Below are 25,184 nucleotides of genomic sequence, written 5' to 3'. Positions count from 1 at the left end.
GCGCCGGGAATCGGCCAGGAGTCTGACGCGGAGGTTGATTCCGCCTGCGTACGGTCGGTGACCATGAACAGCTCCGGCCTCTACCTCGACATAACCGGCTTCGCCCACTCGACACCCGCCTGGGTCCGGTCGGCGTTCGAGGCCTGGACGGAGTACGGACTGCTGCTCTTCGGAGTGCTCTTCCTGGCCGTCTGGTGGCGCTCGCGCGGACAGCACAGTCCTCGCGCGGTCGCCCTCGCCGTCCTGGCCCCGCTGGCCACGGCGGCCGCGTACGTCGCCTCGGAGGCCGTGAAGTCCGCCGTGGAGGAGGAACGGCCCTGCCGTGCCGTGGCCGGGGCGGCGGCCTCGCTGGTCCCGTGCCCGGCGACCGGCGACTGGTCCTTCCCCAGCAACCACTCCGCCCTCGCGGGCGCCGCTGCCGTCGCGCTGGCCCTGGCCGTACGCCGCATCGCGCTGCTGACCGTCCCGCTCGCGCTGCTGATGGCCTTCTCCCGCGTCTTCGTCGGCGTGCACTACCCGCACGACGTGGCGACGGGCCTGCTGCTCGGCGGTTCGCTGGCCGCCCTCCTCGTCCTGGCCCTCGCCGGTCCCGTCAGTACGATCATCGCCGCCATGCGGGCGAGCGGGGTCCGCGCCGCTGTCTGGTTCACCGGCCCGGGCCCGGCGCGCGGGACCCGAAACGTGCCAGGATGCCGAGTGCCATGACTGCATCCCCCAATTCCCCCGAAACCGCCGTCTCCCACCCGCTGCACTCCCCCGTCATCGCGTGGTTCGACGAGCACGCCCGCGACCTGCCCTGGCGCCGCCCCGAGGCCGGCCCCTGGGGGGTCATGGTCAGCGAGTTCATGCTCCAGCAGACCCCGGTCAGCCGGGTGCTGCCGGTGTACGAGCACTGGCTCGCCCGGTGGCCCCGCCCCGCCGACCTGGCCGCCGAGGCCCCCGGCGAGGCCGTACGGGCCTGGGGTCGGCTCGGCTACCCCCGCCGGGCCCTGCGGCTGCACGGCGCGGCCGTGGCGATAACGGAGCGGCACGGGGGCGACGTACCGCGGGATCACGCGCAGCTCCTGTCGCTGCCCGGGATCGGCGAGTACACCGCGGCCGCCGTGGCCTCCTTCGCGTACGGGCAGCGGCACGCCGTGCTCGACACCAACGTCCGGCGGGTCTTCGCGCGCACCGCCACCGGCGTCGAGTACCCGCCGAACGCCACCACCGCCGCCGAACGGCGCCTCGCCCGGACCCTGCTGCCCGACGACGAGGACACCGCGGCCCGCTGGGCGGCGGCCTCGATGGAGCTCGGCGCGCTGGTGTGCACCGCCAAGAATCCCGACTGCGCCCGCTGCCCGGTGGCCGGGCTGTGCGCGTGGCGCCTCGCCGGGAAGCCGGCGCACGAGGGGCCGCCGCGGCGCGGGCAGACGTACGCGGGGACCGACCGGCAGGTGCGCGGCAGGCTTCTCGCCGTGCTCCGGGAGGCGGTGGGCCCGGTTCCGCAGGCCGTGCTCGACACCGTGTGGGAGGAGCCGGTGCAGCGCGCCCGGGCGCTCGACGGGCTGGTCTCCGACGGTCTGGTGGAGCCGCTCGAAGGAGGGCGCTACCGGCTCCCCCTGAGCTGATCCCGAACAGATCCGCACATGGCTGGAAGCTGAGTCCCGGATTCCGCTTCCAGCCGGGAAACCGCAGCTCACGGGCGCTGTTACACAACCTATGGGTGTCCGTGCGCCCACCGAAGGCTGGCCCGCACAGCCCCGTGACAACCCGTCCGTAACTTCGGATCCGTAAGACGGCGATTGAGCGGTTGGTCGGAACGGAGGCGGTCTGAGATGGCGCACGGCGAGGTACTCGAATTCGAGGAGTACGTACGCACTCGGCAGGATGCGCTGCTGCGCAGCGCCCGGCGCCTGGTCCCGGACCCCACCGACGCGCAGGACCTCCTGCAGACCGCCCTCGTCCGCACCTACGGCCGCTGGGACGGCATCGCCGACAAGTCCCTGGCCGACGCCTACCTCCGCCGGGTCATGATCAACACCCGTACCGAGTGGTGGCGCGCCCGCAAGCTCGAAGAGGTCCCCACCGAGCAACTCCCCGACGCCTCGGTCGAGGACGGCTCCGACCAGCGCGCCGACCGCGCCCTGCTGATGGACATCCTCAAGGTGCTCGCGCCCAAGCAGCGCAGTGTGGTCGTGCTGCGACACTGGGAGCAGATGAGCACCGAGGAGACGGCCGCGGCACTCGGGATGTCAGCGGGTACCGTGAAGAGCACTCTGCATCGCGCGCTGGCCCGTCTCCGGCAGGAACTGGAGAGCCGGGACCTGGACATGCGCGCGCTGGAACGCGGTGACCACACCATGCGGTACGAGGGGCGTGAGCGGTGCGCGGCCTGAATGGCCAAGGACTGACCGGCAGGTATTCGCTGGTCATGATGTCGGCGGGGACGGTCGTCCTCGTCGGCACAGCCGTGTTCGCGGTCGGCTGCGCCACGGGCGGCACCGGCCTGCGCGACGGCGGGCCCGCACGGACCGACGCGGTGGCGAAGACCACCCCGAACACCCCCTCCCCCGACGCCTCCTCGGCCGCCCCCTCCGGCGGGCCCCTCAAGAAGGTCGACCCGGTGGCGCTCCTCAAGGCCGACCCCAAGGTCAGCGCCGAGATCAAACGGGACCTCAAGCCCTGCACGGGCAAGGAGTACCCGGTGGACGTGAGCTACGGGAAGGTCACCGGCAGCGCCGTCGTCGACATCGTGGTCAACGTCCTGTCCTGCGCCGACGCCCTGGGCCGGGGCTCGTACGTGTACCGCGCGGACGGCGCGACGTACGAGAATGTCTTCTCGGACGAGCAGCCGCCCGTCTACGCGGAGATCGACCGGGGCGACCTGGTGGTCACCAAGCAGGTGTACGGAAAGAGCGACGCCCTCGCCTATCCGTCGGGCGAGGACGTGATCACGTACCGGTGGAACGGAGAGAAGTTCACCGAGCAGGACCGCGTGCACTCCGAGTACAGCAACGTGGTCGACAGCGGGAACCAGCCCGCCCCGGCCATCACCCAGAAGAACTGAGTACCGAAGAACCGAGGCGAGGCTTCCGCATGGCCGAGACCCATGTCCTGTTCGTGGAGGACGACGACGTCATCCGCGAAGCCACGACCCTGGCGCTGGAACGCGACGGGTTCGTGGTCACGGCCATGCCCGACGGTCTGTCCGGCCTGGAGTCCTTCCGGGCGGACCGCCCCGACATCGCCCTGCTCGACGTGATGGTCCCCGGCATGGACGGCGTGAGCCTGTGCCGCCGCATCCGCGACGAATCCACCGTCCCCGTGATCATGCTGTCGGCGCGCGCCGACTCCATCGACGTGGTGCTGGGCCTGGAGGCGGGCGCCGACGACTACGTCACCAAGCCCTTCGACGGCTCGGTCCTCGTCGCCCGGATCCGCGCCGTGCTGCGCCGCTTCGGCCACGCCGGCGGCCCGCAGAACGGCGGTCCGAACGGCGGCGACGGCCAGGACGCGGAGCGCGGGGTGCTGTCCTTCGGCGACCTGGAGGTCGACACGGAGGGCATGGAGGTGCGCAAGTCGGGCGCGGCCGTGGCGCTGACCCCGACCGAGATGCGGCTGCTGCTGGAGTTCTCCTCCGCGCCCGGCACCGTACTGTCGCGCGACCGCCTGCTGGAGCGGGTCTGGGACTACGACTGGGGCGGCGACACCCGCGTCGTCGACGTCCACGTCCAGCGGCTGCGCACCAAGATCGGGCAGGACCGGATCGAGACGGTCCGAGGCTTCGGATACAAGCTGAAGGCCTGAGGCACCAGAGCATGAGGCGCTTCACCCTGCGCACGGGGATCCGCTGGAAGATCACACTCGCCATCGCCGCCGTCGGCGCGCTGACCGCGGTCGCGCTGAGCCTGGTGGTGCACAGTGCTGCCCGCGTGTCGATGCTGGAGAGCGCCCGCGAGGTGCAGCTGGACCGCGTGCAGTTCATCTCCCGCAACGCCGAGGCCGGGCGCAAGCCCCCCATGGGCGCCAAGCTCAACGACCCGGAACTGCCGGCCCAGCTGCGGGAGAAGGCACGCTCCGGGCGGCGCGGGACGTACGTCCAGGAGTCCGCCAAGAGCGCGCCCGAGGTGTGGGCCGCGGTACCGCTCGGCAACGGGCAGGTGCTGTCGCTGCACACGCAGTTCCGGGAGAGCGCCAACATGGTGCGCGACCTGGACCGGGCGCTCGTGGTCGGCTCCCTCGCCGTCGTGATCGGCGGTTCGGCGCTGGGCGTGCTCATCGGCGGACAGATCTCGCGTCGGCTGCGCAAGGCCGCGACGGCCGCGCAGCGGGTGGCGCACGGGGATCCCGAGGTGCGGGTGCGCGATGCGGTCGGGGGTGTCGTACGGGACGAGACGGACGACCTCGCGCGGGCCGTGGACGCCATGGCCGACGCCCTCCAGCAGCGGCTGGAGGCCGAGCGGCGGGTCACGGCGGACATCGCGCACGAGCTGCGCACGCCCGTTACGGGCCTGCTCACGGCCGCGGAGCTGCTGCCTCCGGGGCGGCCGACCGAGCTGGTGCGCGACCGGGCGCAGGCCATGCGCGCGCTGGTCGAGGACGTGCTGGAAGTGGCCCGGCTGGACAGCGCGTCCGAGCGGGCGGAGCTCCAGGACGTGGCGCTGGGCGAGTTCGTGAGCCGACGCGTGACGGCGCTGATGCCGGAGGCCTCCGTACGGATCGTGGCGGACGAGATCGTCAGCACCGACCCGCGCCGCCTGGAGCGGATCCTGGGCAACCTGCTGGCCAACGCCGCGCGGTACGGGCGGCCACCGGTCCAGGTCGACGTCGAGGGCCGGGTCGTGCGGATCCGGGACCACGGGCCGGGCTTCCCGGAGGCACTGCTGCGCGAGGGGCCGAGCCGGTTCCGGACCGGGTCGACGGACCGCGCGGGCGTCGGGCACGGGCTGGGGCTGACCATCGCGGAGGGGCAGGCCCGCGTGCTGGGCGCCCGGCTGACCTTCCGCAACGTGGCCGCCCCGGGCGGCTCGGAGCGCGAGGGCAGGGCCGCGGGCGCGGTGGCGGTCCTGTGGCTGCCGGAGCACGCGCCGACGGCGACGGGAAGCTTCCCGGTCATCAAGCTGTCGCAGGGCTAGGGCCCAAGGCCCGGAACTGTCCGAGTCGGGACCGGACGGTACGGGGCAGGGGCTTGTGATTTAGCATCCGTGGCATGACCGACGGCACGAATCCTCAGAGCAACCCGCAGCCCGAGCCCGCCCCGGGGAGTGGTGGCTACGGGTTCCCGCCGGGACCGCCCGCCCAGGACGGCTACGGCTTCCCGCCCGGCTCGCCGGTGCAGAGCGGCTACGGCTTCCCGCCGCAGGCGCCCGCGCAGGACAGCGGTGGCTACGGCTACCCGCAGCAGCCCGGGTCGCCGAACCCGTACCAGCAGGGCGCGTACCAGCCGGATCCGTACGCGCAGGACCCGGCGGCGCATGCCCCGTGGTCCCCGGCGCAGCAGGCGGTGCCGGGCATACCCGGCGGCGACCAGCCGGACTGGGAGGCCATGGCGGACCGCTCCGACGCCGAGCGGCGCCGCAAGCGGCTGTGGATGCTGGGCGGCGGCGTGACCGTACTGGCGCTGCTGGCCGGTGGCGGAACGTTCTTCCTGCTCAGCGGCGACAACGGGAAGCAGGACAAGGCGGACGACAACCCGTCCGCGTCCGCGTCCGCCTCACCGGGTGATCCGTCCGGGTCGAAGTCTCCGGCGCCGTACTCCCCCACCGTCGAGGGTGACCAGACGCTGCTGCGCGACAGCTACGGCAAGATCGGCATCCGGCTGGGCGCCGACACGCAGATCGCGCCGGTGGGCAAGCGGTTCCAGATCATCTCGAAGGGGACGGCGAACTCGTACGCGCAGGCCTCCGAAGAGGCGGTGGACGTGACGAAGAGCTTCACCGTCACGGCCCGCGTCTACAACTCCGCCACCAAGGGCGGGCGGATCGCCGTGAGCCAGGGCGACGGGGAGTCGTTCTCGTTCGAGCTCGGTCTCGACGAGATGAACGGCAAGCCGGCCTGGATCTTCCGGGTGCAGACGGGCGACAAGGGCGCCGCGGCGACCGCGCGGACCGTCGCCGCCGAGGGGCTGCCCATGGTCAAGACACCCACCACGCTGATGGCGACGTACGACGCGGAGAAGAAGACGATCGCCCTCTACGTGGAGGGCAAGAAGGCCGGCGAGGCACAGGTGCCGGGCATCTGGCAGGCCCCCGGACCGCTCCAGCTGGGGCGCTCCAAGCACCACAACATCTGGGTCAACGCGTGGCAGGGGGCCATGCACAACGTCCGGATCTACGACTCGGCGTTCTCGCAGGAGCAGGTCACCGCGTACGAGGACGGCAAGCTCCCGGCAACGACGAAGCCGTCGCACGCTTGGCTGCTGACCTGACGCGTCAGGCGCGGCGTACGCACCTGACGGGTCGGCTGGTCCGGCTGGTTCAGCTGGTCCAGCCGGCTCAGACGGTGACGCCGGCGCCGCGCAGGAAGGACACCGGGTTGACGGCGGAACCGTAGTTCGGGGTGGTCCGGATCTCGAAGTGCAGGTGCGGGCCGCTGGAGTTCCCGGTGTTGCCGGACAGGGCGATCTGCTTGCCGGCGGAGACCTTCTGCCCGATCTTGACCTGGATCTTCGAGAGGTGCGCGTACTGCGAGTACGTGTTGTTCGCGTGCTTGATCACGATGGCGTTGCCGTACGCCGGGCCGTCACCGCCGCCGCCCGGGCCGGCCTTCACGACGGTGCCGGCGCCCGCGGCCTTGACCGGGGTGCCGACCGGGACGGCGAAGTCCTGGCCGGAGTGCTTGTGGGACCACATGCTGCCGCCCTTGCCGAAGGTCGCGGACAGCGTGTACTTCGCGACCGGCTTGCTCCAGGTGCCGCTCTTCGCGGAGGTCTGCGTCGTGTCGGCGAACGCGGCGGTCGTCCCGGCCCCCAGAGCCAGCACCGCACCGAGAGTGGTTGCGCCGACGGCGATACGGGTACGACGGGTGATGACGCGCTTCGCGAACATGAAGGAGACCTCCGGGGCCGGGGACTAGGACGGGTTCGGGCATCAAGTGACCCGGCACGCTGAGCGGTGTGCCGGGCTTGCCCACCCTTGGTAACCCGCGCCCCCTGACATCCCCAAACCTCCCGATTACTACCGGAGGCCGTAGGTACGACCACAGCCGTCCCTCCTGTTGACCCTGTCCTTACCGGGTCGACGGCGGGGCAAATCGGACCTTTGGATCTACGAAAGTTCCTAGTAGGTCCGATTTGTCCTGTGCGGCTTGTCACCGGCCGGGGGCCATTGGATCTCCCCCAAAGCGCCCTCACCATCTTCGGCCTGGACCTGGCCCCCGGCTCCGCCCGCTGGCCGCTGGCCGCTGGCCGCTGGCCGCGGCGTACGTCTCGTTGGAGGCCGACCGCGCCGCGCCGGACGAGCCGGGCGAGAGCGTCGCCCGCCGCACCCTGCCCGCGGACGCGCTCCTCACCGAGCACCACCGGATCCTGCTGCGCGGCGAAGCCGGATCCGGCAAGACCACCCTCATCCAGTGGCTGGCCGTCGCCGCCGCGCGCGGCCCCGGGGAGGGCCTCGTCCCGTACGTCCTCCCCCTGCGCACCCTCACCGCCACGGCGAGCGGCTGCCCTCGCCGCGCGAGTTCCTGGCGGCGACCCCGCTGGACGGGGCGGCCCCCGACGGCTGGGCCGCCCGCGTCCTGCGCGGCGGCCGCGCGCTGCTCCTGGTGGACGGCTTCGACGAGATCCCGGCAGCCGAGCGGGACCGGGCCCGCGACTGGCTGGCCGACCTGATCACCGCCTACCCGGGCAACCGCTGGCTGGTCACCTCCCGGCCCTCGGCGGTCCGGCAGGACTGGCTCGGCGCGGAAGGCTTCGACGAGGTGCTCCTCACCCCGATGACCCCGGACCACGTCCGCGCCTTCGTCACCCGCTGGCACGCGGCGGCCGCACCGGTCGACCCGGCGCTGGAGGGCCGGCTGCTGGAGTCCGTACGCACCAAGCCGGACCTGGCCCGGCTGGCCACCAATCCGCTGCTGTGCGGGCTCATCTGCGCCCTGCACCGCGAACGGCGCGGCTTCCTGCCCTCGGGCCGCAAGGAGCTCTACACGGCCGCCCTGTCGATGCTGCTGCACCGCCGGGACCGCGAGCGGGGCCTGCGGCTGCCGGACCTGGCCGAGGAGCCCCAGCTCCAGCTGCTCCAGCGGCTCGCGTACTGGCTGATCCGCAACGGGCGCACCGAGCTGGACCGGGACCGGGCCGAGGCGCTGATCGCGGACGCGTTGCCCGCCGTACCCGCCGTCCGCGTACTGGGCGAGGCCCCGGCGGTGTTCCGGCACTTCCTGGAGCGCTCCGGGCTGCTGCGGGCGCCCACGGCGGACACCGTCGAGTTCGTCCACCGCACCTTCCAGGACTTCCTGGGCGCCCGGGCGGCCCTGGACGAGGGCAGCTTCGGCGAGCTGGCCGCCCACGCGGACGACGACCAGTGGGAGGACGTCATCCGCATGGCGGTGGCCCAGGGCCGCCCCCGCGACCGCGCCGGGATCATCCGGGAGCTGCTGGCCCGCGGCTCGCACCGGTCGGTCCTGCTCGCCCTGGCCTCCCTGGAGTACGCGGACGAGCTGGACCCCGTACTGCGCGCGGAGGTGGAGCGGCAGGCGGGCCGGCTGATCCCGCCCACCGTCGTGGGCACGGCGCGCGAGCTGGGGCGGATCGGACCGCTGGTCCTGGAGCTGCTCCCGCCGCCCGAGGAGGCCCCCGACGGCGCGGCGGCCCTGTACACGGTCCAGGCGGCGGGCGGGGTGCTGTCGGAGCGCGCGATCCCCTTCCTGGCCCGCTACGGCGGCCACCCCTCCTACGAGGTCCGCGCGGAGCTGGCCAGGCTCTGGCCGCGCTTCGAGACGCGCCGGTACGCCGCGGAGGTCATCTCCCTCCTTCCCCCGGACCAGAACGTCACGGCCGTCTCGGACGAGGAGCTGGCCGCCCTGGCCGACTTCTCGCCCCGGCGGGACCTGAACGTGGTCGGCGAGGTGACGGGCGAGGCCCTCACCGCGTACCTCCGGGAAGTCAAAGCCGAGTACCTGACCGTGCGCGGCAACGACCTGCTCACCGACCTCGATTTCCTGAAGGGGCAGGACGCACTGGTCTCCGTCGAGATCTCGCACTGCTCCGGGCTCCGGAACCTGGACGGGCTGAGGGGGCTGCCCGTCCGGTCGGCCGTGCTCGACCTGCGCGGCCGCAGCCTGCCGCTGGGCCCCGTCCTCGCCGACTGGACCTCCCTGCGCGACCTCGTGCTCCGCGGCACCCACGCGCCCTGGTCACTGGACGGCTTCGCCCCCGGAGTGGCACTGAACAGCGTCAACCTCTACTCGGTGACGCCCGAGGACGCGGGACCCGTCGGCTTGTCCCGCCACCGCCGACTGCGGTCCGTCTCCCTCGGGGAGTGCTGGGCCCCGCGCCACCCGGGCGAGTGGCAGGAGCTCGCACCGCTCACGGAGCTGGCCGAGCTGGCCGTCACGGGCTCCGCCCTCCGTCTCGCCCCCGACGGCCTGTGCATGCCGTCGGTGGAGGAGCTCCACGTGCCCCGGGCGTTCGACGGTGGCCTGGACCTCGCCCGCCGACTGCCCGCGATCTTCCCCCGGCTGCGGGTCCTGTCCGGGGATTTCGACGAGGCGGCCGTCCGCGCCCTGCTCCCCTCGCACATCAAGGTGATCCGTTCGTAAAACGCGTTCGCGGAAAAGGGGCGGCCCCGGAACCTCTCGGTCCCGGGGCCGCCCCTTCGTACTGCTACCGCCCCGCGGTGGTTACGCGCCCTTCGACAGGTCCGGGCCGGAGCCCGTGGCCTCGATCGGGGGGAGGTCCGGCAGAGCCGACTTCTCCTCGCCGCGGAAGGTGAACTTGGCGTCGTCGCCCTCACCCTCCTTGCCGACGACCACGATCTGACCGGGACGCAGCTCGCCGAAGAGGATCTTCTCCGACAGCAGGTCCTCGATCTCGCGCTGGATGGTCCGGCGCAGCGGCCGGGCACCCATGATCGGGTCGTAGCCGCGCTTGGCGAGCAGGAGCTTCGCGTCACCGCTCAGCTCGATGCCCATGTCGCGGTCCTTCAGGCGCTCGTCGACCTTCGCGATCATCAGGTCGACGATCTGGATGATGTCTTCCTCGGTGAGCTGGTGGAAGACGACCGTGTCGTCGACGCGGTTGAGGAACTCGGGCCGGAAGTGCTGCTTGAGCTCTTCGTTGACCTTCGCCTTCATCCGCTCGTAGCCGGTCTTGGTGTCGCCCTGGGCCGCGAAGCCCAGGTTGAAGCCCTTCGAGATGTCCCGGGTACCCAGGTTGGTCGTCATGATGATGACCGTGTTCTTGAAGTCCACGACCCGGCCCTGGGAGTCGGTCAGGCGACCGTCCTCCAGGATCTGGAGAAGGGAATTGAAGATATCCGGGTGGGCCTTCTCGACCTCGTCGAAGAGGACGACGGAGAACGGCTTCCGGCGCACCTTCTCGGTGAGCTGGCCGCCCTCTTCGTAGCCCACGTAGCCGGGGGGCGAACCGAAGAGACGGGAAACCGTGTGCTTCTCGCTGAACTCCGACATGTCGAGGGAGATCAGCGCGTCCTCGTCACCGAAGAGGAATTCGGCGAGCGTCTTGGAGAGCTCGGTCTTACCGACACCGGACGGACCGGCGAAGATGAACGAGCCACCCGGGCGCTTCGGGTCCTTCAGACCCGCACGGGTACGGCGGATCGCCTGCGAGAGCGCCTTGATGGCGTCCTTCTGGCCGATGACCCGACGGTGGAGCTCGTCCTCCATGCGGAGCAGTCGCGAGGACTCCTCCTCGGTGAGCTTGAAGACGGGAATGCCGGTCGCGGTCGCGAGGACTTCGGCGATGAGCTCGCCGTCGACCTCGGCGACGACGTCCATGTCGCCGGCCTTCCATTCCTTCTCGCGCTTGGCCTTCGCCGCCAGCAGCTGCTTCTCCTTGTCACGGAGAGACGCCGCCTTCTCGAAGTCCTGGGAGTCGATGGCCGACTCCTTGTCGCGGCGCACGGCCGCGATCTTCTCGTCGAACTCGCGGAGGTCCGGCGGCGCGGTCATCCGGCGGATGCGCATCCGGGAGCCGGCCTCGTCGATCAGGTCGATCGCCTTGTCCGGGAGGAAGCGGTCCGAGATGTACCGGTCCGCCAGCGTCGCCGCCTGGACGAGGGCCTCGTCCGTGATGGAGACGCGGTGGTGGGCCTCGTAGCGGTCGCGCAGGCCCTTGAGGATCTCGATCGTGTGGGGGAGGGAAGGCTCCGCCACCTGGATCGGCTGGAAGCGGCGCTCGAGGGCCGCGTCCTTCTCGAGGTGCTTGCGGTACTCGTCCAGCGTCGTGGCACCGATGGTCTGGAGCTCACCACGGGCCAGCATGGGCTTGAGGATGCTGGCGGCGTCGATCGCGCCCTCGGCGGCGCCCGCACCCACGAGGGTGTGGAGCTCGTCGATGAACAGGATGATGTCGCCGCGGGTGCGGATCTCCTTGAGCACCTTCTTCAGGCGCTCCTCGAAGTCACCGCGGTAGCGGGAACCGGCGACCAGGGCACCCAGGTCAAGCGTGTAGAGGTGCTTGTCCTTGAGGGTCTCGGGGACCTCGCCCTTGACGATCGCCTGGGCCAGGCCCTCGACGACGGCGGTCTTGCCGACGCCGGGCTCGCCGATGAGGACCGGGTTGTTCTTGGTACGGCGGGACAGCACCTGCATGACCCGCTCGATCTCCTTCTCGCGCCCGATGACCGGGTCGAGCTTGGATTCGCGGGCCGCCTGGGTGAGGTTGCGGCCGAACTGGTCCAGGACGAGCGAGGTCGAGGGCGTGCCCTCGGCCGGGCCGCCGGCCGTGGCCGACTCCTTGCCTCCGCCGGTGTAGCCGGAGAGCAGCTGGATGACCTGCTGCCGGACTCGGTTGAGATCGGCGCCCAGCTTCACGAGGACCTGGGCGGCGACGCCCTCGCCCTCGCGGATCAGGCCGAGCAGGATGTGCTCGGTGCCGATGTAGTTGTGGCCGAGCTGGAGGGCCTCTCGGAGCGACAGCTCCAGGACCTTCTTCGCCCGCGGGGTGAAGGGGATGTGGCCGGACGGGGCCTGCTGCCCCTGACCGATGATCTCCTCAACCTGCTGGCGAACAGCCTCGAGCGAAATCCCGAGGCTCTCCAGGGCCTTAGCGGCGACACCCTCACCCTCGTGGATCAAGCCCAGGAGGATGTGCTCGGTGCCGATGTAGTTGTGGTTGAGCATCCGGGCTTCTTCCTGAGCCAGGACGACAACCCGCCGCGCGCGGTCGGTGAACCTCTCGAACATCGTTTATCGCTCCTCAGAGCGGTCGGGCAGTTCGGGGTCGGTCCCCGCCCTGTCCTTCCGCATGCTAGTCCCGCGGGGCGGGACAGCTCATTCCAACTGCCGACATCCGTCCGCGGCTCACCCCCACATCTGCGAGGAAAACCGGCTTGAAGAGCCGACAACTGCTCCAACCCGATGGTGCGAGACGATGTTCCCGCAGGCCAGGCAGATACCCGTCATGCGTGTACGCCGATGGCGAACGGAAGCCGCTCAAATCAGCGTGTCGCCCCGATCCACTAGGAATGTCTTACCCGTAAGGACTGACACTCCATGCCCGCGGCACCACTTCCCTCCGCTAAGGGCGAACACGCTTGCGTCCCGAATGTGGGACTCCACCCCGCGGATGTTTACGTTCCGCATTGATCCGGGTGCCGTGTGTCACTCTCCCGGCTGCCGCCGGGAGGTGCCCCGGCCGTAACCCGCAGCCGTTTGGGGAGTTGCTCCGGACATGGCCTTCAGCACCGTCGGCGCCCCCACCGTCCCGCTGCCCCGCGTTCCGGCCGGGGAAGCCGCGCACGCCTCCTGGTACCGGCGCGTGCTCGGCTGGGCCGTTACGGGCGGCCCGCCCGGCCAGCTCGTCACCGGGACCCGGTTCGACGTGCTGGAGCTGCCGTCCGACGCCGGCGCGGCGCTGCTCCGCAGGCCCGTCGCCACCGGGCCGGTGGCCCTCATGGGGCGCCGGATGCGGTTCCTGGTGGCCGCGGGGGGCGCGGAGGAGCTGGAGGGGCTGCTCGACTGGCTGGAGTGGGGCGGGGTCGACCTGGAGCTCACCGGCCTGGGTGCGGGTGGCCGGATCACCGCCCCCGCTCCCCCCGGTGAGGCCCCCGACCCCCGGGGAGCCGCCGTGTGGCTGCGACCCCCCGAGCAGGGCTGTGAGGCGCTGCTGCCCGCCCTGCCGGGCCTCGGGGAAGGCGCCGGGCCCACCCGTCGGCCCGATCTCGTACGCCTGGTGGCCGCCGCGGCGACGGAATGCCACCGCGCCCGCCTACGGCGCCGTACGATCCGGTCCGGTCAGCCCTTGGCCTTCTCGTAGGCCTCGCGGATCTCGGCCGGGACGCGGCCCCGGTCGTTCACGCTGTAACCGTTCTCCTTCGCCCATGCGCGGATCTCGGCGGTGTCCGGGTTACCGGTCGTCGCGGAGGCGCGGCCCTTGGCGCGGGCCGCGGTGGCGCGCCCACCGGTGCGGCGGCCGCCCTTGGTGTACGGGTCGAGCAGACCGCGGAGCTTTTCAGCGTTGGCGGTGGTGAGGTCGATCTCGTAGGTCTTGCCGTCCAGAGCGAACGTCACCGTCTCGTCCGCCTCGACACCGTCGAGGTCGTCGACAAGAAGGACCTGAACCTTCTGTGCCACCGGGATTTCCTTTCATAGAAAAGCAGTACGCGGAAAGGAAACCGCTTTTGCCTGGAAAACACAAACCCCCCGGCGAGAGGTTCGAGACCGCAACAGGGAGGGAAACGTGCGCGATTCGGACATAGGCCACAGGCGGGTGGACGCCGGAAAAGCCGCGTTGATCGCTCAGAGGTGCAGAAGCATCCGACTGTTACCCAAGGTGTTCGGCTTCACTCGTTCGAGACCGAGGAACTCGGCGACGCCCTCGTCATAGGAACGCAGGAGCTCCATGTAGACATCGGTCTCCACCGGGGTCTCGCCGATCTCGACGAAGCCGTGCTTCGCGAAGAAGTCCACTTCGAAGGTGAGGCAGAAAACCCGGCTCACCCCGAGCTCGCGGGCCGTCCGCAACAACTGCGCCAGTACCTGATGACCGACGCCCGCACCCTTCAAGTCGCGGTCGACCGCCAGAGTGCGCACTTCGGCGAGGTCTTCCCACATCACGTGGAGAGCTCCGCAGCCGACGACCTGGCCGTCGGAGTCGCGTTCCGCGACCCAGAACTCCTGGATGTCCTCGTAAAGGACGACGGGGGCTTTGTCGAGCAGGATCCGCTGCTGCACGTACTGGTCGAGCAGGCGCCTCAGCGCGGGAACATCACCGGTGCGGGCACGGCGGATCGTGACTGTTTCTGCGTGTGCAGCGGAAAACTCTCCCATGGCCCCGGACGTTATCGCCCCGGTGTGCCCGGACGCTCGGCGGAGTCCCCTTCGGCTTCGGCCGGCGCGGGGGCTTCGGCCGCGGACTCGGCGGCGGTCTCGGCCGCCGACTCGGCCGCGGACTCGGCGGACTCGTCGTCGTGCTGGACGATCCGAACGGCGTCCCTGAGGGCTTCCCGCTGTTCCGCGGACATCATGCCGAAGAAGGCGACGAGGGCGGCCGCGGGGTTGTCGCTCGTCGACCAGGCTTCGTTCATCAGTGCGGCCGAGTAGGCGGCACGGGTGGAGACCGCCGTATATCGATAGGCGCGGCCTTCCGCTTCCCGGCGGACCCAGCCCTTCTGATGAAGATTGTCCATAACGGTCATGACCGTGGTGTACGCGATGGACCGTTCCTGCTGGAGGTCTTCCAGCACTTCCCGAACGGTGACCGGGCGGTTCCACTGCCACACCCGCGTCATGACGGCGTCTTCGAGTTCTCCCAAGGGGCGAGGCACAACAGCACGATAGTGCGGCTTGTGGGTAATTGCCCGACTATTCGACCCGCCAACGCGCAAAAAATCGGACGCGGGGCCCGAGGCCCTGCGCCCGATAGCCGAAGGGTTCTACTTCTGGGGCTGGCGGGCGGCCTCGGCCCGGGCGATCACGGCGTCGACCGCCGCGTCCTCCTTGGCCTTGTTGGCGCCGCCCTGGCTCTTCACGATCGTCACGACGAGAGCGATGAAGAACCCGGCCATCACGACGGGGGGCACGAGCGCGGAGACGTAGTCCATGCCCATCAGCGTAGCTACACGGCGGTGCGCTCGGCCGCCGGGGGCGGGGTGGGCTTGCGGCGCGGCGGGAACACCTCGCCGGGCGTCGGGATGGGCTTCCCGGGCTGCTCGGGCTTCCCCGGCCGCTCGGGGCGGGGCTGCTCCTTGGGCCTGGGCGCCGGACGGCCCGGCTGCCCGTCCTTGCCCCCGGCCAGGGCCAGCAGCCGGGTCCGGGGCGCGGGGGCGGTCGTCAGCCGCCGCCGTACGGAGCGCTCCAGGACGGCCTGGGCGCGGTCCAGCAGCGCGGCCGCGACCGGGTTGGCGCGCAGGGCGCGCAGTGCGGCGAGGTCGTCGGGCACGGGCTCGTACCCGGCGGCCAGGGCGTCCTGCAGCAGTTGCAGGTAGCCGGAGAGACTGCCGGGCAGAGCGCCCCGGTAGCGGGCCAGATCCTCCGCGAGGAAGGCTCTGAGCCGGGCCGCCTCCTGGACCACGTCGTCCACCGACTGCGCGAGGCGCAGGCAGTCCTGGACCTCCTCGGCCGCGAGGGGGGCCGAGGAGGACTGAAGGGCGTGGGCGAGCGAGCGCCTGAGCACGTGCAGTTCAGCGGCGCTGAACGCCATGCCGCCGCGGGATCCGTAGGGCGTGGGCATAGGCTGAAGATACGCGCTAATCGGACAAAAACCCCTGAGGGTGAACGGGGTCGGCGCGGCGGATCCCTCAGCCGGTCTCCTTGACCGCGCGGAGGAATTCGGCCCAGGCGGCCTGGGTCGTGGCGAGCACGAGGTGCGCGGGGTCGGCGTGGTCAGCGACGCGCACCAGGGTGCCGGGCGCGGCGGACACGTAGACGCAGGCGTCCCCCTCACCGCAGAACGAGGACTTCTGCCACGTGGGCTGAGCGGTCATGGTGTCTCCTCCGGGCACGGTCGCGTGTCATTCCACGGAGGGACGGTATCGCCGTGACCGGCCGGAACCGCTGACTTCCCGGTAATTCGGAGTTTCGCACCACTGCCTCCCGGGGTCCGGGGTGCCGCCGCACGGACCCGCCGGGCCCCCGGCAGGGGCCGGCGCGGCCGGGTCCCTACAGGCGCGCCGCGAACTCCGCTACCGCCGACGCCACGTCCGCCGGGGTCCAGGCGAGGCCCGGGGCCGTGACCTCCACCTCCGTCAGGGAGAGGCCCGGTACGGCGGCCCGGGACCAGGTGCGGAACAGGACCCGCCCCGTCTCCTCCGCCTGGCGCAGACCCGCCTGCGCCAGCCGGTCCGCCTCGTACGGCAGCCACACCTGGAACTGGTGCGTGTGCGGACACCCCGGGTTGATCCGGAACCACGGGATCCCGGACGCGGCGAACGCCGGCCCCAGCGCGCCCGCCACCATCCGCGCCTGCGCGACGTACGACGGCAGGCGCACGAGCTCCCGCTCCAGCCCGGCCAGCGCGGCCAGGGCCTGCGGGAACTGCCGGAAGACCTGGCCCCCGTACCGGTGCCGCCAGACCCTGGTCTCCTCCACGAAGTCCCGCGGCCCGGCCAGCGCCGCCCCGCTCAGCCCGCCGAGCGACTTGTAGAACGAGACGTAGACGGAATCCGCCAGACCCGCGATCTCCGTCAGCGGGCGCCCGAAGTGCACCGTGGACTCCCACAGCCGGGCCCCGTCGAAGTGCACCACCGCCTCCCGCTCCCGGGCCGCGTCGACCAGCGCCTCCAGCTCCTCCCAGGTCGGGAGCAGGAAGCCCGCGTCCCGCAGCGGCAGCTCCAGCATCAGGGTGCCGAACGGCTCCGCGAGGTCCGCGACCTCCGCCGCCGACGGCTGGCGGGCCTCCGCCGTCGGGTGCGCCACCCGCAGCCCGGACACGGTCGAGAGCGCCTCCCCCTCCCACCGCTCCGGATGACTCATCGGGTGCAGCGCCACCACCGGGTTCCCGGTCCGCCCGGCCCAGCACCGCAGGGCCACCTGCTGCGCCATCGTCCCGGTCGGGAAGAACGCCGCGTCCTCGGTGCCCAGCAGCTCCGCGACCCGCCGTTCCAGCGCGTCGACGACCCCGTCCCCGTACACGTCGGCCGGCTGGTCCATGTCGTACGGGGCTTCGGCGAGCTGCGCCAGCAGCTCCGCCACCGTCGGCTCGCGCAGGCAGCGGGAGAGTTTCCGCTCCGCCGCCCGCCAGGCCGCAACCTGCCGCTTCTCGCGCTCGGTGTCCTCGTCCATGGCCCGAATCATCGCCGACCGGCCAAAGGGCCCAGGAGCTAGCATGGCGGCGTATCGTCCGGTACCCCCCGCGGACTGGAACGGAAGGCCCTTCCCGCGTGAACCCAACACAGCAGCCACGCCCTGCCCGGCTGGCGGTCGGCGTCGTCGGAGCCGGCCGGGTCGGCCCGGCGCTGGCCCGCGCGCTCCAGCAGGCCGGGCACCGGCCCGTCGCCGTATCCGGCGTCTCCGACGCGTCCGTGCGCCGCGCCGCACGAATGCTGCCCGACGTGCCCCTCGTTCCGCCCGCGCAGGTGTTCGAGCTCGCCGACCTGGTCCTGCTCACCGTGCCGGACGACGCGCTGCCGTCCCTCGTCGAGGGCCTCGCCGAAACCGGTGCGATCCGGCCCGGGCAGCTCCTCGTACACACCTCCGGGCGGTACGGGACCTCCGTGCTCGACCCGGCGCGCCGCGCGGGCGCGCTGCCGCTGGCCCTGCACCCCGCGATGACCTTCACCGGCACCGAGGTCGACGTGCAGCGCCTGGCCGGCTGCTCCTTCGGCGTCACCGCCCCCGAGGAACTGCGGCTCGCCGCCGAGGCCCTGGTCATCGAGATGGGCGGGGAGCCCGAGTGGATCGCGGAGGACAGCCGTCCGCTCTACCACGCGGCCCTCGCCCTCGGCGCGAACCACCTGGTCACCCTGGTCGCCCAGTCGATGGAGCTGCTGCGCACGGCCGGGGTCGAGCACCCCGACCGGATGCTCGGCCCGCTGCTCGGCGCCGCCCTCGACAACGCGCTGCGCTCCGGTGACGCCGCCCTGACCGGCCCGGTGGCCCGCGGCGACGCCGGCACGGTCGCCGCGCACGTCTCGGAGCTGCGCAAGCACGCGCCCGCCGCGGTCGCCGGATACCTGGCCATGGCCCGGACCACCGCCGACCGGGCCCTCGCGCACGGTCTGCTCAAGCCCGAGCTCGCCGAGGACCTGCTCGGCGTCCTCGCGGACAAGGACGGCGACGCCCGATGAGCGAACCCCTGCTGCTGCACACCGCCGAGGAGCTCCACGGGCTCGCGCGCGCCGGCCGCCGGGCGGTGGTGATGACCATGGGCGCCCTGCACGAGGGGCACGCCACCCTCATCCGCGCCGCCCGCGAACAGGCCGGCCGGGGCGGCCAGGTCGTCGTCACCGTCTTCGTCAATCCCCTGCAGTTCGGGGCGAACGAGGACCTCGACCGCTATCCCCGCACCCTCGACGCCGACCGGCGGATCGCCGAAGAGGCGGGCGCCGACGCGGTGTTCGCGCCTGCCGTCGAGGAGGTCTACCCGGGCGGCGACCCGCAGGTGCGGATCAGCGCCGGACCCATGGGTGAGCGCCTCGAAGGGGCCACCCGTCCCGGCCACTTCGACGGAGTGCTGACCGTCGTCGCCAAGCTGCTCCACCTCACCCGCCCCGACCTGGCCCTCTTCGGCCAGAAGGACGCGCAGCAACTGGCCCTGATCCGGCGCATGGTGACCGACCTGAACTTCCCCGTCGAGGTGGTCGGCGTACCGACCGTCCGCGAGGAGGACGGGCTCGCGCTGTCGTCCCGCAACCGCTACCTCTCCCCCGCCGAGCGGCGCACCGCCCTGACCCTGTCCCGCGCCCTGTTCGCCGGGCGCGACCGGCTCGCCGCGCAGGCGGCGCTGCAGGCCCGCGCCGAGGCCTACCCGGCCAGCGACGAGCGCGCCAGCGCGCTGGCGAAGCTCGGCGAGATCCGCGCCTCCGCGGACGCGCACGCCGTGTCGGTCGCGGGCTGCGGGCTGCCGGACGCCGTACGGGCCGCCGCGCACCACATCCTGGAGGAGGCGGGCCGGCACGAGCCGCCGCTCGAGCTGGACTACGTGGCGCTGGTGGACCCGCTGGACTTCACCGAGGCCGGCCCCGGATTCACGGGGCAGGCCGTCCTGGCCGTCGCCGCGAAGGTGGGCACGACCCGGCTGATCGACAACATCCCACTGGAATTCGGAGCACATTCGTGAGCACCCCAGGCAGAGACATCCAGTCGGGCGGCGCAGGCACCGGCATACGGCTGCACGCACCGGCCCCCGGCTGGTCGGTCGACGCCGATGTCGTGGTCGTCGGCTCCGGCGTCGCGGGGCTGACCGCCGCGCTGCGCTGCGCCGGCGCGGGCCGCCGCACGGTCGTGGTCACCAAGGCACGGCTCGACGACGGCTCCACCCGCTGGGCCCAGGGCGGGATCGCCGCGGCCCTCGGCGAGGGCGACACCCCCGAGCAGCACCTGGAAGACACCCTGGTCGCGGGCGCCGGCCTGTGCGACGAGGAGGCCGTGCGGCTGCTCGTCACCGAAGGCCCGGACGCGGTCCGGCGGCTGATGGCCGCCGGCGCCGTCTTCGACACCTCCGCGGAGACCGGGGAGATAGAGCTGACCCGCGAGGGCGGCCACCACCGGCGCCGGATCGCGCACGCGGGCGGCGACGCCACCGGCGCCGAGATCTCCCGGGCCCTGGTCGAGGCCGTGCAGGCCGCGGGCATCGAGACCGTGGAGAACGCGCTCGTACTGGACCTGCTGCAGGACGCGCAGGGGCGTACGGCCGGTGTCACGCTGCACGTCATGGGCGAGGGCCAGCACGACGGCGTCGGCGCCGTCCATGCGCCCGCCGTGATCCTGGCGACCGGCGGCATGGGCCAGGTCTTCTCGGCGACCACCAACCCGTCGGTGTCGACGGGCGACGGGGTGGCGCTCGCGCTGCGCGCCGGGGCCGAGGTCTCCGACCTGGAATTCGTCCAGTTCCACCCGACGGTGCTGTTCCTCGGCCCGGACGCCGAGGGGCAGCAGCCCCTGGTGTCGGAGGCGGTGCGCGGCGAGGGCGCGTACCTCGTCGACGCGGACGGCGTCCGGTTCATGGTCGGGCAGCACGAGCTCGCCGAGCTGGCGCCGCGCGACATCGTCGCCAAGGGCATCACCCGCCGCATGCAGGAGCAGGGTGCGGGGCACATGTTCCTGGACGCCCGGCACTTCGGCGCCGAGATGTGGGAGCAGCGCTTCCCGACGATCCTCGCCGCCTGCCGCGCGCACGGCATCGACCCGGTGACCGAGCCGATCCCGGTCGCGCCCGCCGCGCACTACGCGTCCGGCGGCGTACGGACCGACCTGCACGGGCGCACCACCGTCCCCGGCCTGTACGCGTGCGGCGAGGTCGCCTGCACCGGTGTGCACGGCGCGAACCGGCTGGCCTCCAACTCCCTGCTGGAGGGCCTGGTGTTCGCCGAGCGGATCGCCGACGACATCACCGCGCAGGCGCGCACCGGCAACGGCCCGGGCATACCCGTTCCCGCGACCGGCCCGCTGCAGCCCGCCGAGGCGCGGTACGAGGTCCAGCGGATCATGACGGACGGCGCGGGCGTGCTGCGCTCGGCCGAGTCGCTGCGGACGGCCGCCGAGGCCCTCGAAGGCCTGTACGCGACCGCCCTGAACAACCTCGAAGCGCACGGCAAGACCGCCGAACCGGGGGTGGACACCTGGGAGGCCACGAACCTGCTGTGCGTGGCCCGGGTGCTGGTCGCGGCCGCGCAGCGGCGCGTGGAGACCCGCGGCTGCCACTGGCGCGAGGACCATCCGGACCGGGACGACGCCGTCTGGCGCCGCCACCTCGTCGTCCGGCTCTCGGCGACCGAGAAGCGCGCCCTGGTCGTCGTCCCCACCGACTCCGCGGACTTCCCGTCCGTGCACGTCCCCCTGAGTACCCAGAGCCTGGAGCAGTGACCGTGAGCACCCCCGAACTTCCCCTGATCGACCAGAACGACGGCGGCTGCGGCGACGACTGCGCCTGCGGTGACGGCGAGGAGAGCGGCCTCGACCCGGCGCTGGCCCAGCTGCTCGCGGACGCGGGCCTGGACCCCATCGAGGTCGAGGACATCGCGCACATGGCGCTCTCCGAGGACCTGGACGGCGGCGTCGACGTCACCACCGTCGCCACGGTGCCCGAGGACGCGGAGGCGGTGGCCGACTTCGTCGCGCGCGAGGACGGCGTCGTGTCCGGTCTGCGCATCGCCGAGGCCGTGTTCTCCGTGGTCTGCACGGAGGCCTTCGAGGTGGAGCGGCACGCGGAGGACGGCGACCAGGTCACGGCCGGGCAGCTGCTGCTGTCCGTACGCTCGCGCACCCGCGACCTGCTCACGGCGGAGCGCAGCGCGCTGAACATCATGTGCCGGCTGTCGGGCATCGCGACGGCCACCCGCCGCTGGGCGGACGTGCTGGAGGGCACCGGGGCGAAGGTCCGCGACACCCGCAAGACCACGCCGGGCCTGCGCGCGCTGGAGAAGTACGCGGTGCGCTGCGGCGGCGGCGTCAACCACCGCATGTCGCTGTCCGACGCGGCGCTGGTCAAGGACAACCACGTGGTGGCGGCGGGCGGGGTCGCGCAGGCCTTCAAGGCCGTCCGGGAGGCCTTCCCGGAGGTCCCGATCGAGGTCGAGGTCGACACCCTGGAGCAGATCGGCGAGGTCCTGGAAGCGGGCGCCGACCTGATCCTGCTGGACAACTTCACGGTCGCGCAGACCGCCGAGGCCGTGGCGCTGGTGGCCGGCCGCGCGGTGCTGGAGTCCTCGGGCCGCCTGACCCTGGACACCGCCCGGGCGTACGCGGAGACCGGCGTGGACTACCTGGCCGTCGGCGGGCTGACCCACTCCTCGCCGATCCTGGACATCGGCCTCGATCTGCGCGAGGCGGTGTAACCCGTGCTCCTCACCATCGACGTCGGCAACACCCACACGGTCCTGGGCCTGTTCGACGGTGACGAGATCGTCGAGCACTGGCGCATCTCGACCGACCCGCGGCGCACGGCCGACGAGCTGGCCGTGCTCATGCAGGGTCTGATGGGCATGCACCCGATGCTCGGCAGCGAGCTGGGCGACGGCATCCACGGCATCGCGATCTGCTCGACGGTGCCGGCGGTCCTGCACGAGCTCCGCGAGGTCACCCGCCGCTACTACGGCGACGTGCCGGCGGTGATCGTGGAGCCCGGCACCAAGACGGGCGTGCCGATCCTCATGGACAATCCGAAGGAGGTCGGCGCGGACCGCATCGTCAACGCGGTCGCGGTGGTCGAGCTCTACGGGGGCCCGGCGATCGTGGTCGACCTCGGTACGGCGACCACCTTCGACGCGGTGTCCGCGAAGGGCGAGTACGTGGGCGGGGTGATCTCCCCGGGCATCGAGATCTCGATGGAGGCTCTGGGAATCCGCGGCGCCCAGCTCCGCAAGATCGAACTGGCCCGGCCGCGCAACGTGGTCGGCAAGTCCACGGTCGAGGCGATGCAGTCGGGCGTGGTGTACGGCTTCGCGGGGCAGGTCGACGGGATCGTCACCCGGATGGCCAAGGAGCTGGCGGGCCCGAACGGCGACCCGGACGACGTCCGCGTCATCGCCACCGGCGGGCTGGCGCCGATCGTGCTCGGCGAGTCCTCGGTGATCGACGACCACGAGCCGTGGCTGACGCTGATCGGGCTGCGGCTGGTCTACGAGCGCAACGCGCCCAACTTCGAGTAGCGGGGCGGCAGATGCGTGCCCCCGGCTCCCCCCGATCGCGGGTGCGGAAGCCGGGGGCACGCGCATGTGCGCGGTGTTAACTTGTCCAAATGCCTCGTGACACTGCGTACTTGCAGATTGCCGACGCGCTCCGGGAGCGGATCAGGGCCGGGGAATGGCCGGCCGGAGCCAGGCTGCCGTCGCGGGCCCGGTTCGCCGAGGAGTACGCGGTCGGGCAGAGCGTCGCGCAGCGGGCGATGGAGCTCCTGATCATCGAGGGCTTCCTCGAAGGCCGGGCCGGTTCCGGCACCTACGTCCGGGGCCCGCGCCGGCGGATGCGGATCCCGCGCTCCCGGCTGCGGCGGCTGAGCGGCCCGGGCGGCCGCGACAACGGCGGCGGTACGTGGCAGTCGCGGTCCAGGCCCCGCACCCCGGCGCCGGAGCGGATCGCGGCGCGCCTCGCCATCGCCCCGGGCGACCCGTGCGTGGTCACCTCGTACGCGTTCCTGTCCCAGGGGCGGCCGGTGGAGACCTGCGAGTCGTGGGAGCCGATGGCGGTCACGGACCGCACGCCGGTCGTGCTGCCGGAGAACGGGCCGCTGAAGGGAGCCGGGGTGATCGAGCGGATGCGGGCGATCGGGGTGACGGTCGTCTCGGCGACGGAGATCCCGCGGCCGGCGCGCGCGGACCAGGCGCGTGCCGATCTGCTCGGCATCAGCGTCGGCGACCTGATCACCGAGATCGAGCGGACGCACTACGCGGCGGACGGCCGCCCGGTGGAGACGGCCGACATCATGGTCGCGGACCGGCGCGCGGAGGTCGCGTACGAGATCACGTTCGGGCCGTGAGCCTGCGCAGGGCCGCCCACCAGGGGTGATTGCCCGGGCGTCCGTCCAGTACCGCCCGGAACTGCTCGTACGACCGGGCCCCGCGGGCCACGGCGAGATCGTCCCGCCCCGGCGGCGGGGGCATCGGGTCGCCGTGCTGGGACGCCCGGTAGGTGTCGATGAGGTATTGCTCGATTGCGGTCATATGTCCACCCTCACCCCGGGGCTGCCGGGGTGCACCCCCCAGAATGGGCGGATGAGCGTCACCATCGACATCGCCGGGCTCCCCGCCGAGCGGATCTCCTTCTCCCCCTCGCCGCTCGCGGAGCTCTGCATGGCCCTGCACGCGCTCTCCCAGCCCGCCCACCACCCCGCGCTCAGTTCCTGGACCACCGCCACCGCCGCCGCCCTCGACCCGTGCCTCGCGGACCGGCTGCTGGAGGGCGACTTCATGTGGCGGAGCTCCTTCGCCGACATCTTCATGCCCTTCGCCGGAATCCCCGGCGGGACCGGGCTGCCCGCCGCGACGCTGGCCGAGGAGCTCGACGTACTCGACCGGCTGGACGACGAGCGGTTCGTGATGGCCGCCCTGGAGCACTGCTGGCTGGCCCTGTACAACGAGGGTGGCTGGCCCTCCCCGCTCACGGACCCGGGGGCGCGGGCCAGGGCGCTGGAGACGGCCGCCGCCCGCGGCCCCCGCCAGCTGAACTTCTCGCTGCGCCTGCTGGACGACACCGCTGCCGTCCGGGTGTGGATGCGGCGGCTCCTGGAGGACTGCGACGAGGCGTTCTTCGCCGAGACCTGGAAGCGCGTCGAGCCCGGGCAGAGCGCCGACGCCCGGCACAAGACCGAGCTGCTGCGCCGCAAGGGGCTGCCGGCCGCGCTGAAGGAGGTCTCGGGCGCGCTCGGCGTCGACGAGGCCCGCACCACCATCACCGCCGACAAGATGGTCGACGGCTCGACCACCGCCACAGACCCCCGCGTGGGCCCCGGCCTGGTCTTCATACCGACCAACTTCGGCTGGCCGCACCTGCTGGTGCTGCACGCGCCGGGCTGGCGGCCGGTGGTCCACTATCCCCTCGGCACCCCCGAACTGGCGGCCTCGCCCGGATCGGTGGAGCTGCTCCAGCGGCGGATGGAGGCGCTGGCCCATCCCATGCGGATGATGCTGTGCCGGAGTCTGGCCAGGGCCCCGTACACGACGAGCGAGCTGGCGACCGTGTACGGGATCACCGCGCCAGAGGTGTCACGGCATCTGGCCGTACTGAAAAAGGCCGGCCTGATCCATACACGGCGTCAAGGGCGTTATGCCCAGCATCAGTTGGATCTGCCCGCGGTCGCCCGCATCGGTTCGGACTTCATCGAGGGCATCCTCCGTTAGACGCAAGCTCGCCGATATGCGGAATTGCTGAACCGGAATCAGTTAAAACTCTGGCCAGAGTGGCTCCTCGCTGCTTAACGTGCGTCCACC

26 protein-coding genes and 1 pseudogene are annotated in these 25,184 nt (G+C 72.1%); 17 read left to right on the top strand and 10 right to left on the bottom strand.

The annotated features are described in order from the left end of the window. The first annotated feature begins 63 nt into the window (after positions 1-63). The 7 genes from OG429_RS21765 to OG429_RS21735 all read left to right on the top strand — a co-directional run bounded on the left by OG429_RS21765 (position 64) and on the right by OG429_RS21735 (position 6,409). Positions 64-705, top strand: a complete 642-nt coding sequence (locus tag OG429_RS21765) for a phosphatase PAP2 family protein (protein ID WP_328926969.1) — start codon at positions 64-66, stop codon at positions 703-705. Further along, positions 702-1,610 carry an A/G-specific adenine glycosylase gene (locus OG429_RS21760; protein ID WP_328926968.1) on the top strand — a complete coding sequence of 303 codons (909 nt, stop codon included), beginning with the start codon at positions 702-704 and terminating at the stop codon, positions 1,608-1,610. The genes OG429_RS21765 and OG429_RS21760 overlap by 4 nt, the downstream gene beginning before the upstream one ends. A 207-nt stretch (positions 1,611-1,817) precedes the next feature. After that, positions 1,818-2,378: a SigE family RNA polymerase sigma factor gene (locus OG429_RS21755; RefSeq protein ID WP_319727094.1), complete on the top strand. Its 561-nt coding sequence runs from the start codon at positions 1,818-1,820 to the stop codon at positions 2,376-2,378. A gap of 38 nt (positions 2,379-2,416) precedes the next feature. Next, positions 2,417-3,049 carry a hypothetical protein gene (locus OG429_RS21750; RefSeq protein WP_328930366.1) on the top strand — a complete coding sequence of 211 codons (633 nt, stop codon included), beginning with the start codon at positions 2,417-2,419 and terminating at the stop codon, positions 3,047-3,049. A gap of 29 nt (positions 3,050-3,078) precedes the next feature. After that, positions 3,079-3,789 (top strand): two-component system response regulator CseB, encoded by a 711-nt coding sequence (gene cseB, locus OG429_RS21745; RefSeq protein WP_328926967.1) that lies wholly within the window; start codon positions 3,079-3,081, stop codon positions 3,787-3,789. An 11-nt stretch (positions 3,790-3,800) separates the two neighbouring features. After that, entirely contained in the window at positions 3,801-5,117 is a 1,317-nt protein-coding gene (gene cseC / locus OG429_RS21740; RefSeq protein WP_328926966.1) for a two-component system sensor histidine kinase CseC, read from the top strand. Between the two features lie 74 nt (positions 5,118-5,191). Further along, positions 5,192-6,409, top strand: coding sequence for a LamG-like jellyroll fold domain-containing protein (locus OG429_RS21735; RefSeq protein WP_328926965.1), 1,218 nt, complete (start codon positions 5,192-5,194; stop codon positions 6,407-6,409). A gap of 67 nt (positions 6,410-6,476) precedes the next feature. Here OG429_RS21735 and OG429_RS21730 read toward each other — a convergent pair whose 3' ends face one another. Further along, positions 6,477-7,028 (bottom strand): M23 family metallopeptidase, encoded by a 552-nt coding sequence (locus OG429_RS21730; protein WP_328926964.1) that lies wholly within the window; start codon positions 7,026-7,028, stop codon positions 6,477-6,479. A 245-nt stretch (positions 7,029-7,273) separates the two neighbouring features. Between OG429_RS21730 and OG429_RS21725 the strand changes: the two are divergent. Together OG429_RS21725 and OG429_RS21720 are read left to right on the top strand one after the other, a co-directional pair. Continuing rightward, a pseudogene (locus OG429_RS21725) lies at positions 7,274-7,573 on the top strand (hypothetical protein); the annotation flags it as partial. Next, on the top strand, positions 7,552-9,738 hold the full coding sequence (locus OG429_RS21720; RefSeq protein ID WP_328926963.1) for an NACHT domain-containing protein: 2,187 nt from the start codon (positions 7,552-7,554) through the stop codon (positions 9,736-9,738). The pseudogene OG429_RS21725 and the gene OG429_RS21720, both read left to right, overlap by 22 nt. Positions 9,739-9,819: 81 nt before the next feature. Here OG429_RS21720 and OG429_RS21715 read toward each other — a convergent pair whose 3' ends face one another. Beyond that, a complete protein-coding gene (locus tag OG429_RS21715) occupies positions 9,820-12,345 on the bottom strand; it encodes an ATP-dependent Clp protease ATP-binding subunit (RefSeq protein ID WP_328926962.1) in 2,526 nt (841 codons plus the stop codon). A 487-nt stretch (positions 12,346-12,832) separates the two neighbouring features. On the opposite strand from OG429_RS21715, the gene OG429_RS21710 reads away from it, so the two are divergent. Continuing rightward, positions 12,833-13,417, top strand: coding sequence for an SCO3374 family protein (locus OG429_RS21710; RefSeq protein WP_328926961.1), 585 nt, complete (start codon positions 12,833-12,835; stop codon positions 13,415-13,417). On the opposite strand, the gene OG429_RS21705 is transcribed toward OG429_RS21710, so the two are convergent. The 7 genes from OG429_RS21705 to OG429_RS21675 form a co-directional block, all read right to left on the bottom strand. After that, complete coding sequence (locus tag OG429_RS21705; protein WP_328926960.1) at positions 13,396-13,734, bottom strand: histone-like nucleoid-structuring protein Lsr2; 339 nt, start codon at positions 13,732-13,734, stop codon at positions 13,396-13,398. The genes OG429_RS21710 and OG429_RS21705 overlap by 22 nt on opposite strands. 165 nt (positions 13,735-13,899) lie before the next feature. Beyond that, positions 13,900-14,430 carry an amino-acid N-acetyltransferase gene (locus OG429_RS21700; RefSeq protein ID WP_328926959.1) on the bottom strand — a complete coding sequence of 177 codons (531 nt, stop codon included), beginning with the start codon at positions 14,428-14,430 and terminating at the stop codon, positions 13,900-13,902. 11 nt (positions 14,431-14,441) lie between these two features. Then, the gene (locus OG429_RS21695; RefSeq protein WP_328926958.1) at positions 14,442-14,927 is read right to left on the bottom strand and encodes a BlaI/MecI/CopY family transcriptional regulator; all 486 of its coding nucleotides are present in this window, start codon (positions 14,925-14,927) and stop codon (positions 14,442-14,444) included. 108 nt (positions 14,928-15,035) lie between these two features. Continuing rightward, a complete protein-coding gene (locus tag OG429_RS21690; protein ID WP_328926957.1) occupies positions 15,036-15,203 on the bottom strand; it encodes a hypothetical protein in 168 nt (55 codons plus the stop codon). Positions 15,204-15,217: 14 nt separating this feature from the next. Further along, positions 15,218-15,802, bottom strand: coding sequence for a hypothetical protein (locus OG429_RS21685; RefSeq protein WP_328930365.1), 585 nt, complete (start codon positions 15,800-15,802; stop codon positions 15,218-15,220). A 97-nt stretch (positions 15,803-15,899) separates the two neighbouring features. Beyond that, the gene (locus tag OG429_RS21680) at positions 15,900-16,085 is read right to left on the bottom strand and encodes a DUF397 domain-containing protein (protein ID WP_328926956.1); all 186 of its coding nucleotides are present in this window, start codon (positions 16,083-16,085) and stop codon (positions 15,900-15,902) included. 175 nt (positions 16,086-16,260) lie between these two features. Continuing rightward, positions 16,261-17,382: a threonine aldolase family protein gene (locus tag OG429_RS21675; RefSeq protein WP_328926955.1), complete on the bottom strand. Its 1,122-nt coding sequence runs from the start codon at positions 17,380-17,382 to the stop codon at positions 16,261-16,263. A 98-nt stretch (positions 17,383-17,480) separates the two neighbouring features. On the opposite strand from OG429_RS21675, the gene OG429_RS21670 reads away from it, so the two are divergent. The 6 genes from OG429_RS21670 to OG429_RS21645 all read left to right on the top strand — a co-directional run bounded on the left by OG429_RS21670 (position 17,481) and on the right by OG429_RS21645 (position 23,734). After that, positions 17,481-18,386, top strand: coding sequence for a Rossmann-like and DUF2520 domain-containing protein (locus tag OG429_RS21670; protein ID WP_328926954.1), 906 nt, complete (start codon positions 17,481-17,483; stop codon positions 18,384-18,386). Next, positions 18,383-19,378, top strand: a complete 996-nt coding sequence (gene panC / locus OG429_RS21665; RefSeq protein ID WP_328926953.1) for a pantoate--beta-alanine ligase — start codon at positions 18,383-18,385, stop codon at positions 19,376-19,378. Before OG429_RS21670 ends, panC begins: the two co-directional genes overlap by 4 nt. Continuing rightward, complete coding sequence (locus tag OG429_RS21660) at positions 19,375-21,123, top strand: L-aspartate oxidase (protein WP_328926952.1); 1,749 nt, start codon at positions 19,375-19,377, stop codon at positions 21,121-21,123. Before panC ends, OG429_RS21660 begins: the two co-directional genes overlap by 4 nt. Positions 21,124-21,125: 2 nt before the next feature. Continuing rightward, positions 21,126-22,094: a carboxylating nicotinate-nucleotide diphosphorylase gene (nadC, locus tag OG429_RS21655; RefSeq protein WP_328926951.1), complete on the top strand. Its 969-nt coding sequence runs from the start codon at positions 21,126-21,128 to the stop codon at positions 22,092-22,094. Positions 22,095-22,097: 3 nt separating this feature from the next. After that, a complete protein-coding gene (locus OG429_RS21650) occupies positions 22,098-22,907 on the top strand; it encodes a type III pantothenate kinase (protein ID WP_328926950.1) in 810 nt (269 codons plus the stop codon). Between the two features lie 89 nt (positions 22,908-22,996). After that, positions 22,997-23,734 carry a GntR family transcriptional regulator gene (locus OG429_RS21645; RefSeq protein ID WP_328926949.1) on the top strand — a complete coding sequence of 246 codons (738 nt, stop codon included), beginning with the start codon at positions 22,997-22,999 and terminating at the stop codon, positions 23,732-23,734. On the opposite strand, the gene OG429_RS21640 is transcribed toward OG429_RS21645, so the two are convergent. After that, positions 23,718-23,918, bottom strand: coding sequence for a hypothetical protein (locus OG429_RS21640; protein ID WP_328926948.1), 201 nt, complete (start codon positions 23,916-23,918; stop codon positions 23,718-23,720). The genes OG429_RS21645 and OG429_RS21640 overlap by 17 nt on opposite strands. Before the next feature lie 51 nt (positions 23,919-23,969). Between OG429_RS21640 and OG429_RS21635 the strand changes: the two genes are divergently transcribed. Further along, the gene (locus OG429_RS21635; RefSeq protein WP_328926947.1) at positions 23,970-25,094 is read left to right on the top strand and encodes a DUF5937 family protein; all 1,125 of its coding nucleotides are present in this window, start codon (positions 23,970-23,972) and stop codon (positions 25,092-25,094) included. The last annotated feature ends 90 nt before the right edge of the window (positions 25,095-25,184 follow it).

Source organism: Streptomyces sp. NBC_00190, from assembly GCF_036203305.1.
Lineage (GTDB): Bacteria > Actinomycetota > Actinomycetes > Streptomycetales > Streptomycetaceae > Streptomyces.
The sequence above is the reverse complement of the archived record's forward strand: the minus strand, read 5'-3'. Positions and strand labels throughout refer to the sequence as shown.

Coding starts and splice junctions, on each gene's coding strand:
- OG429_RS21690 (WP_328926957.1), bottom strand. CDS start 15,203: ATGGACTACGTCTCCGCGCTCGTGCCCCCCGTCGTGATGGCCGGGTTC.
- OG429_RS21735 (WP_328926965.1), top strand. CDS start 5,192: ATGACCGACGGCACGAATCCTCAGAGCAACCCGCAGCCCGAGCCCGCC.
- OG429_RS21680 (WP_328926956.1), bottom strand. CDS start 16,085: ATGACCGCTCAGCCCACGTGGCAGAAGTCCTCGTTCTGCGGTGAGGGG.
- cseB (WP_328926967.1), top strand. CDS start 3,079: ATGGCCGAGACCCATGTCCTGTTCGTGGAGGACGACGACGTCATCCGC.
- panC (WP_328926953.1), top strand. CDS start 18,383: ATGAGCGAACCCCTGCTGCTGCACACCGCCGAGGAGCTCCACGGGCTC.
- OG429_RS21710 (WP_328926961.1), top strand. CDS start 12,833: ATGGCCTTCAGCACCGTCGGCGCCCCCACCGTCCCGCTGCCCCGCGTT.
- OG429_RS21685 (WP_328930365.1), bottom strand. CDS start 15,802: ATGGCGTTCAGCGCCGCTGAACTGCACGTGCTCAGGCGCTCGCTCGCC.
- OG429_RS21730 (WP_328926964.1), bottom strand. CDS start 7,028: ATGTTCGCGAAGCGCGTCATCACCCGTCGTACCCGTATCGCCGTCGGC.
- OG429_RS21700 (WP_328926959.1), bottom strand. CDS start 14,430: ATGGGAGAGTTTTCCGCTGCACACGCAGAAACAGTCACGATCCGCCGT.
- OG429_RS21750 (WP_328930366.1), top strand. CDS start 2,417: ATGTCGGCGGGGACGGTCGTCCTCGTCGGCACAGCCGTGTTCGCGGTC.
- OG429_RS21755 (WP_319727094.1), top strand. CDS start 1,818: ATGGCGCACGGCGAGGTACTCGAATTCGAGGAGTACGTACGCACTCGG.
- OG429_RS21675 (WP_328926955.1), bottom strand. CDS start 17,382: ATGGACGAGGACACCGAGCGCGAGAAGCGGCAGGTTGCGGCCTGGCGG.
- OG429_RS21765 (WP_328926969.1), top strand. CDS start 64: ATGAACAGCTCCGGCCTCTACCTCGACATAACCGGCTTCGCCCACTCG.
- OG429_RS21715 (WP_328926962.1), bottom strand. CDS start 12,345: ATGTTCGAGAGGTTCACCGACCGCGCGCGGCGGGTTGTCGTCCTGGCT.
- OG429_RS21635 (WP_328926947.1), top strand. CDS start 23,970: ATGAGCGTCACCATCGACATCGCCGGGCTCCCCGCCGAGCGGATCTCC.
- OG429_RS21760 (WP_328926968.1), top strand. CDS start 702: ATGACTGCATCCCCCAATTCCCCCGAAACCGCCGTCTCCCACCCGCTG.
- cseC (WP_328926966.1), top strand. CDS start 3,801: ATGAGGCGCTTCACCCTGCGCACGGGGATCCGCTGGAAGATCACACTC.
- OG429_RS21640 (WP_328926948.1), bottom strand. CDS start 23,918: ATGACCGCAATCGAGCAATACCTCATCGACACCTACCGGGCGTCCCAG.
- OG429_RS21645 (WP_328926949.1), top strand. CDS start 22,997: ATGCCTCGTGACACTGCGTACTTGCAGATTGCCGACGCGCTCCGGGAG.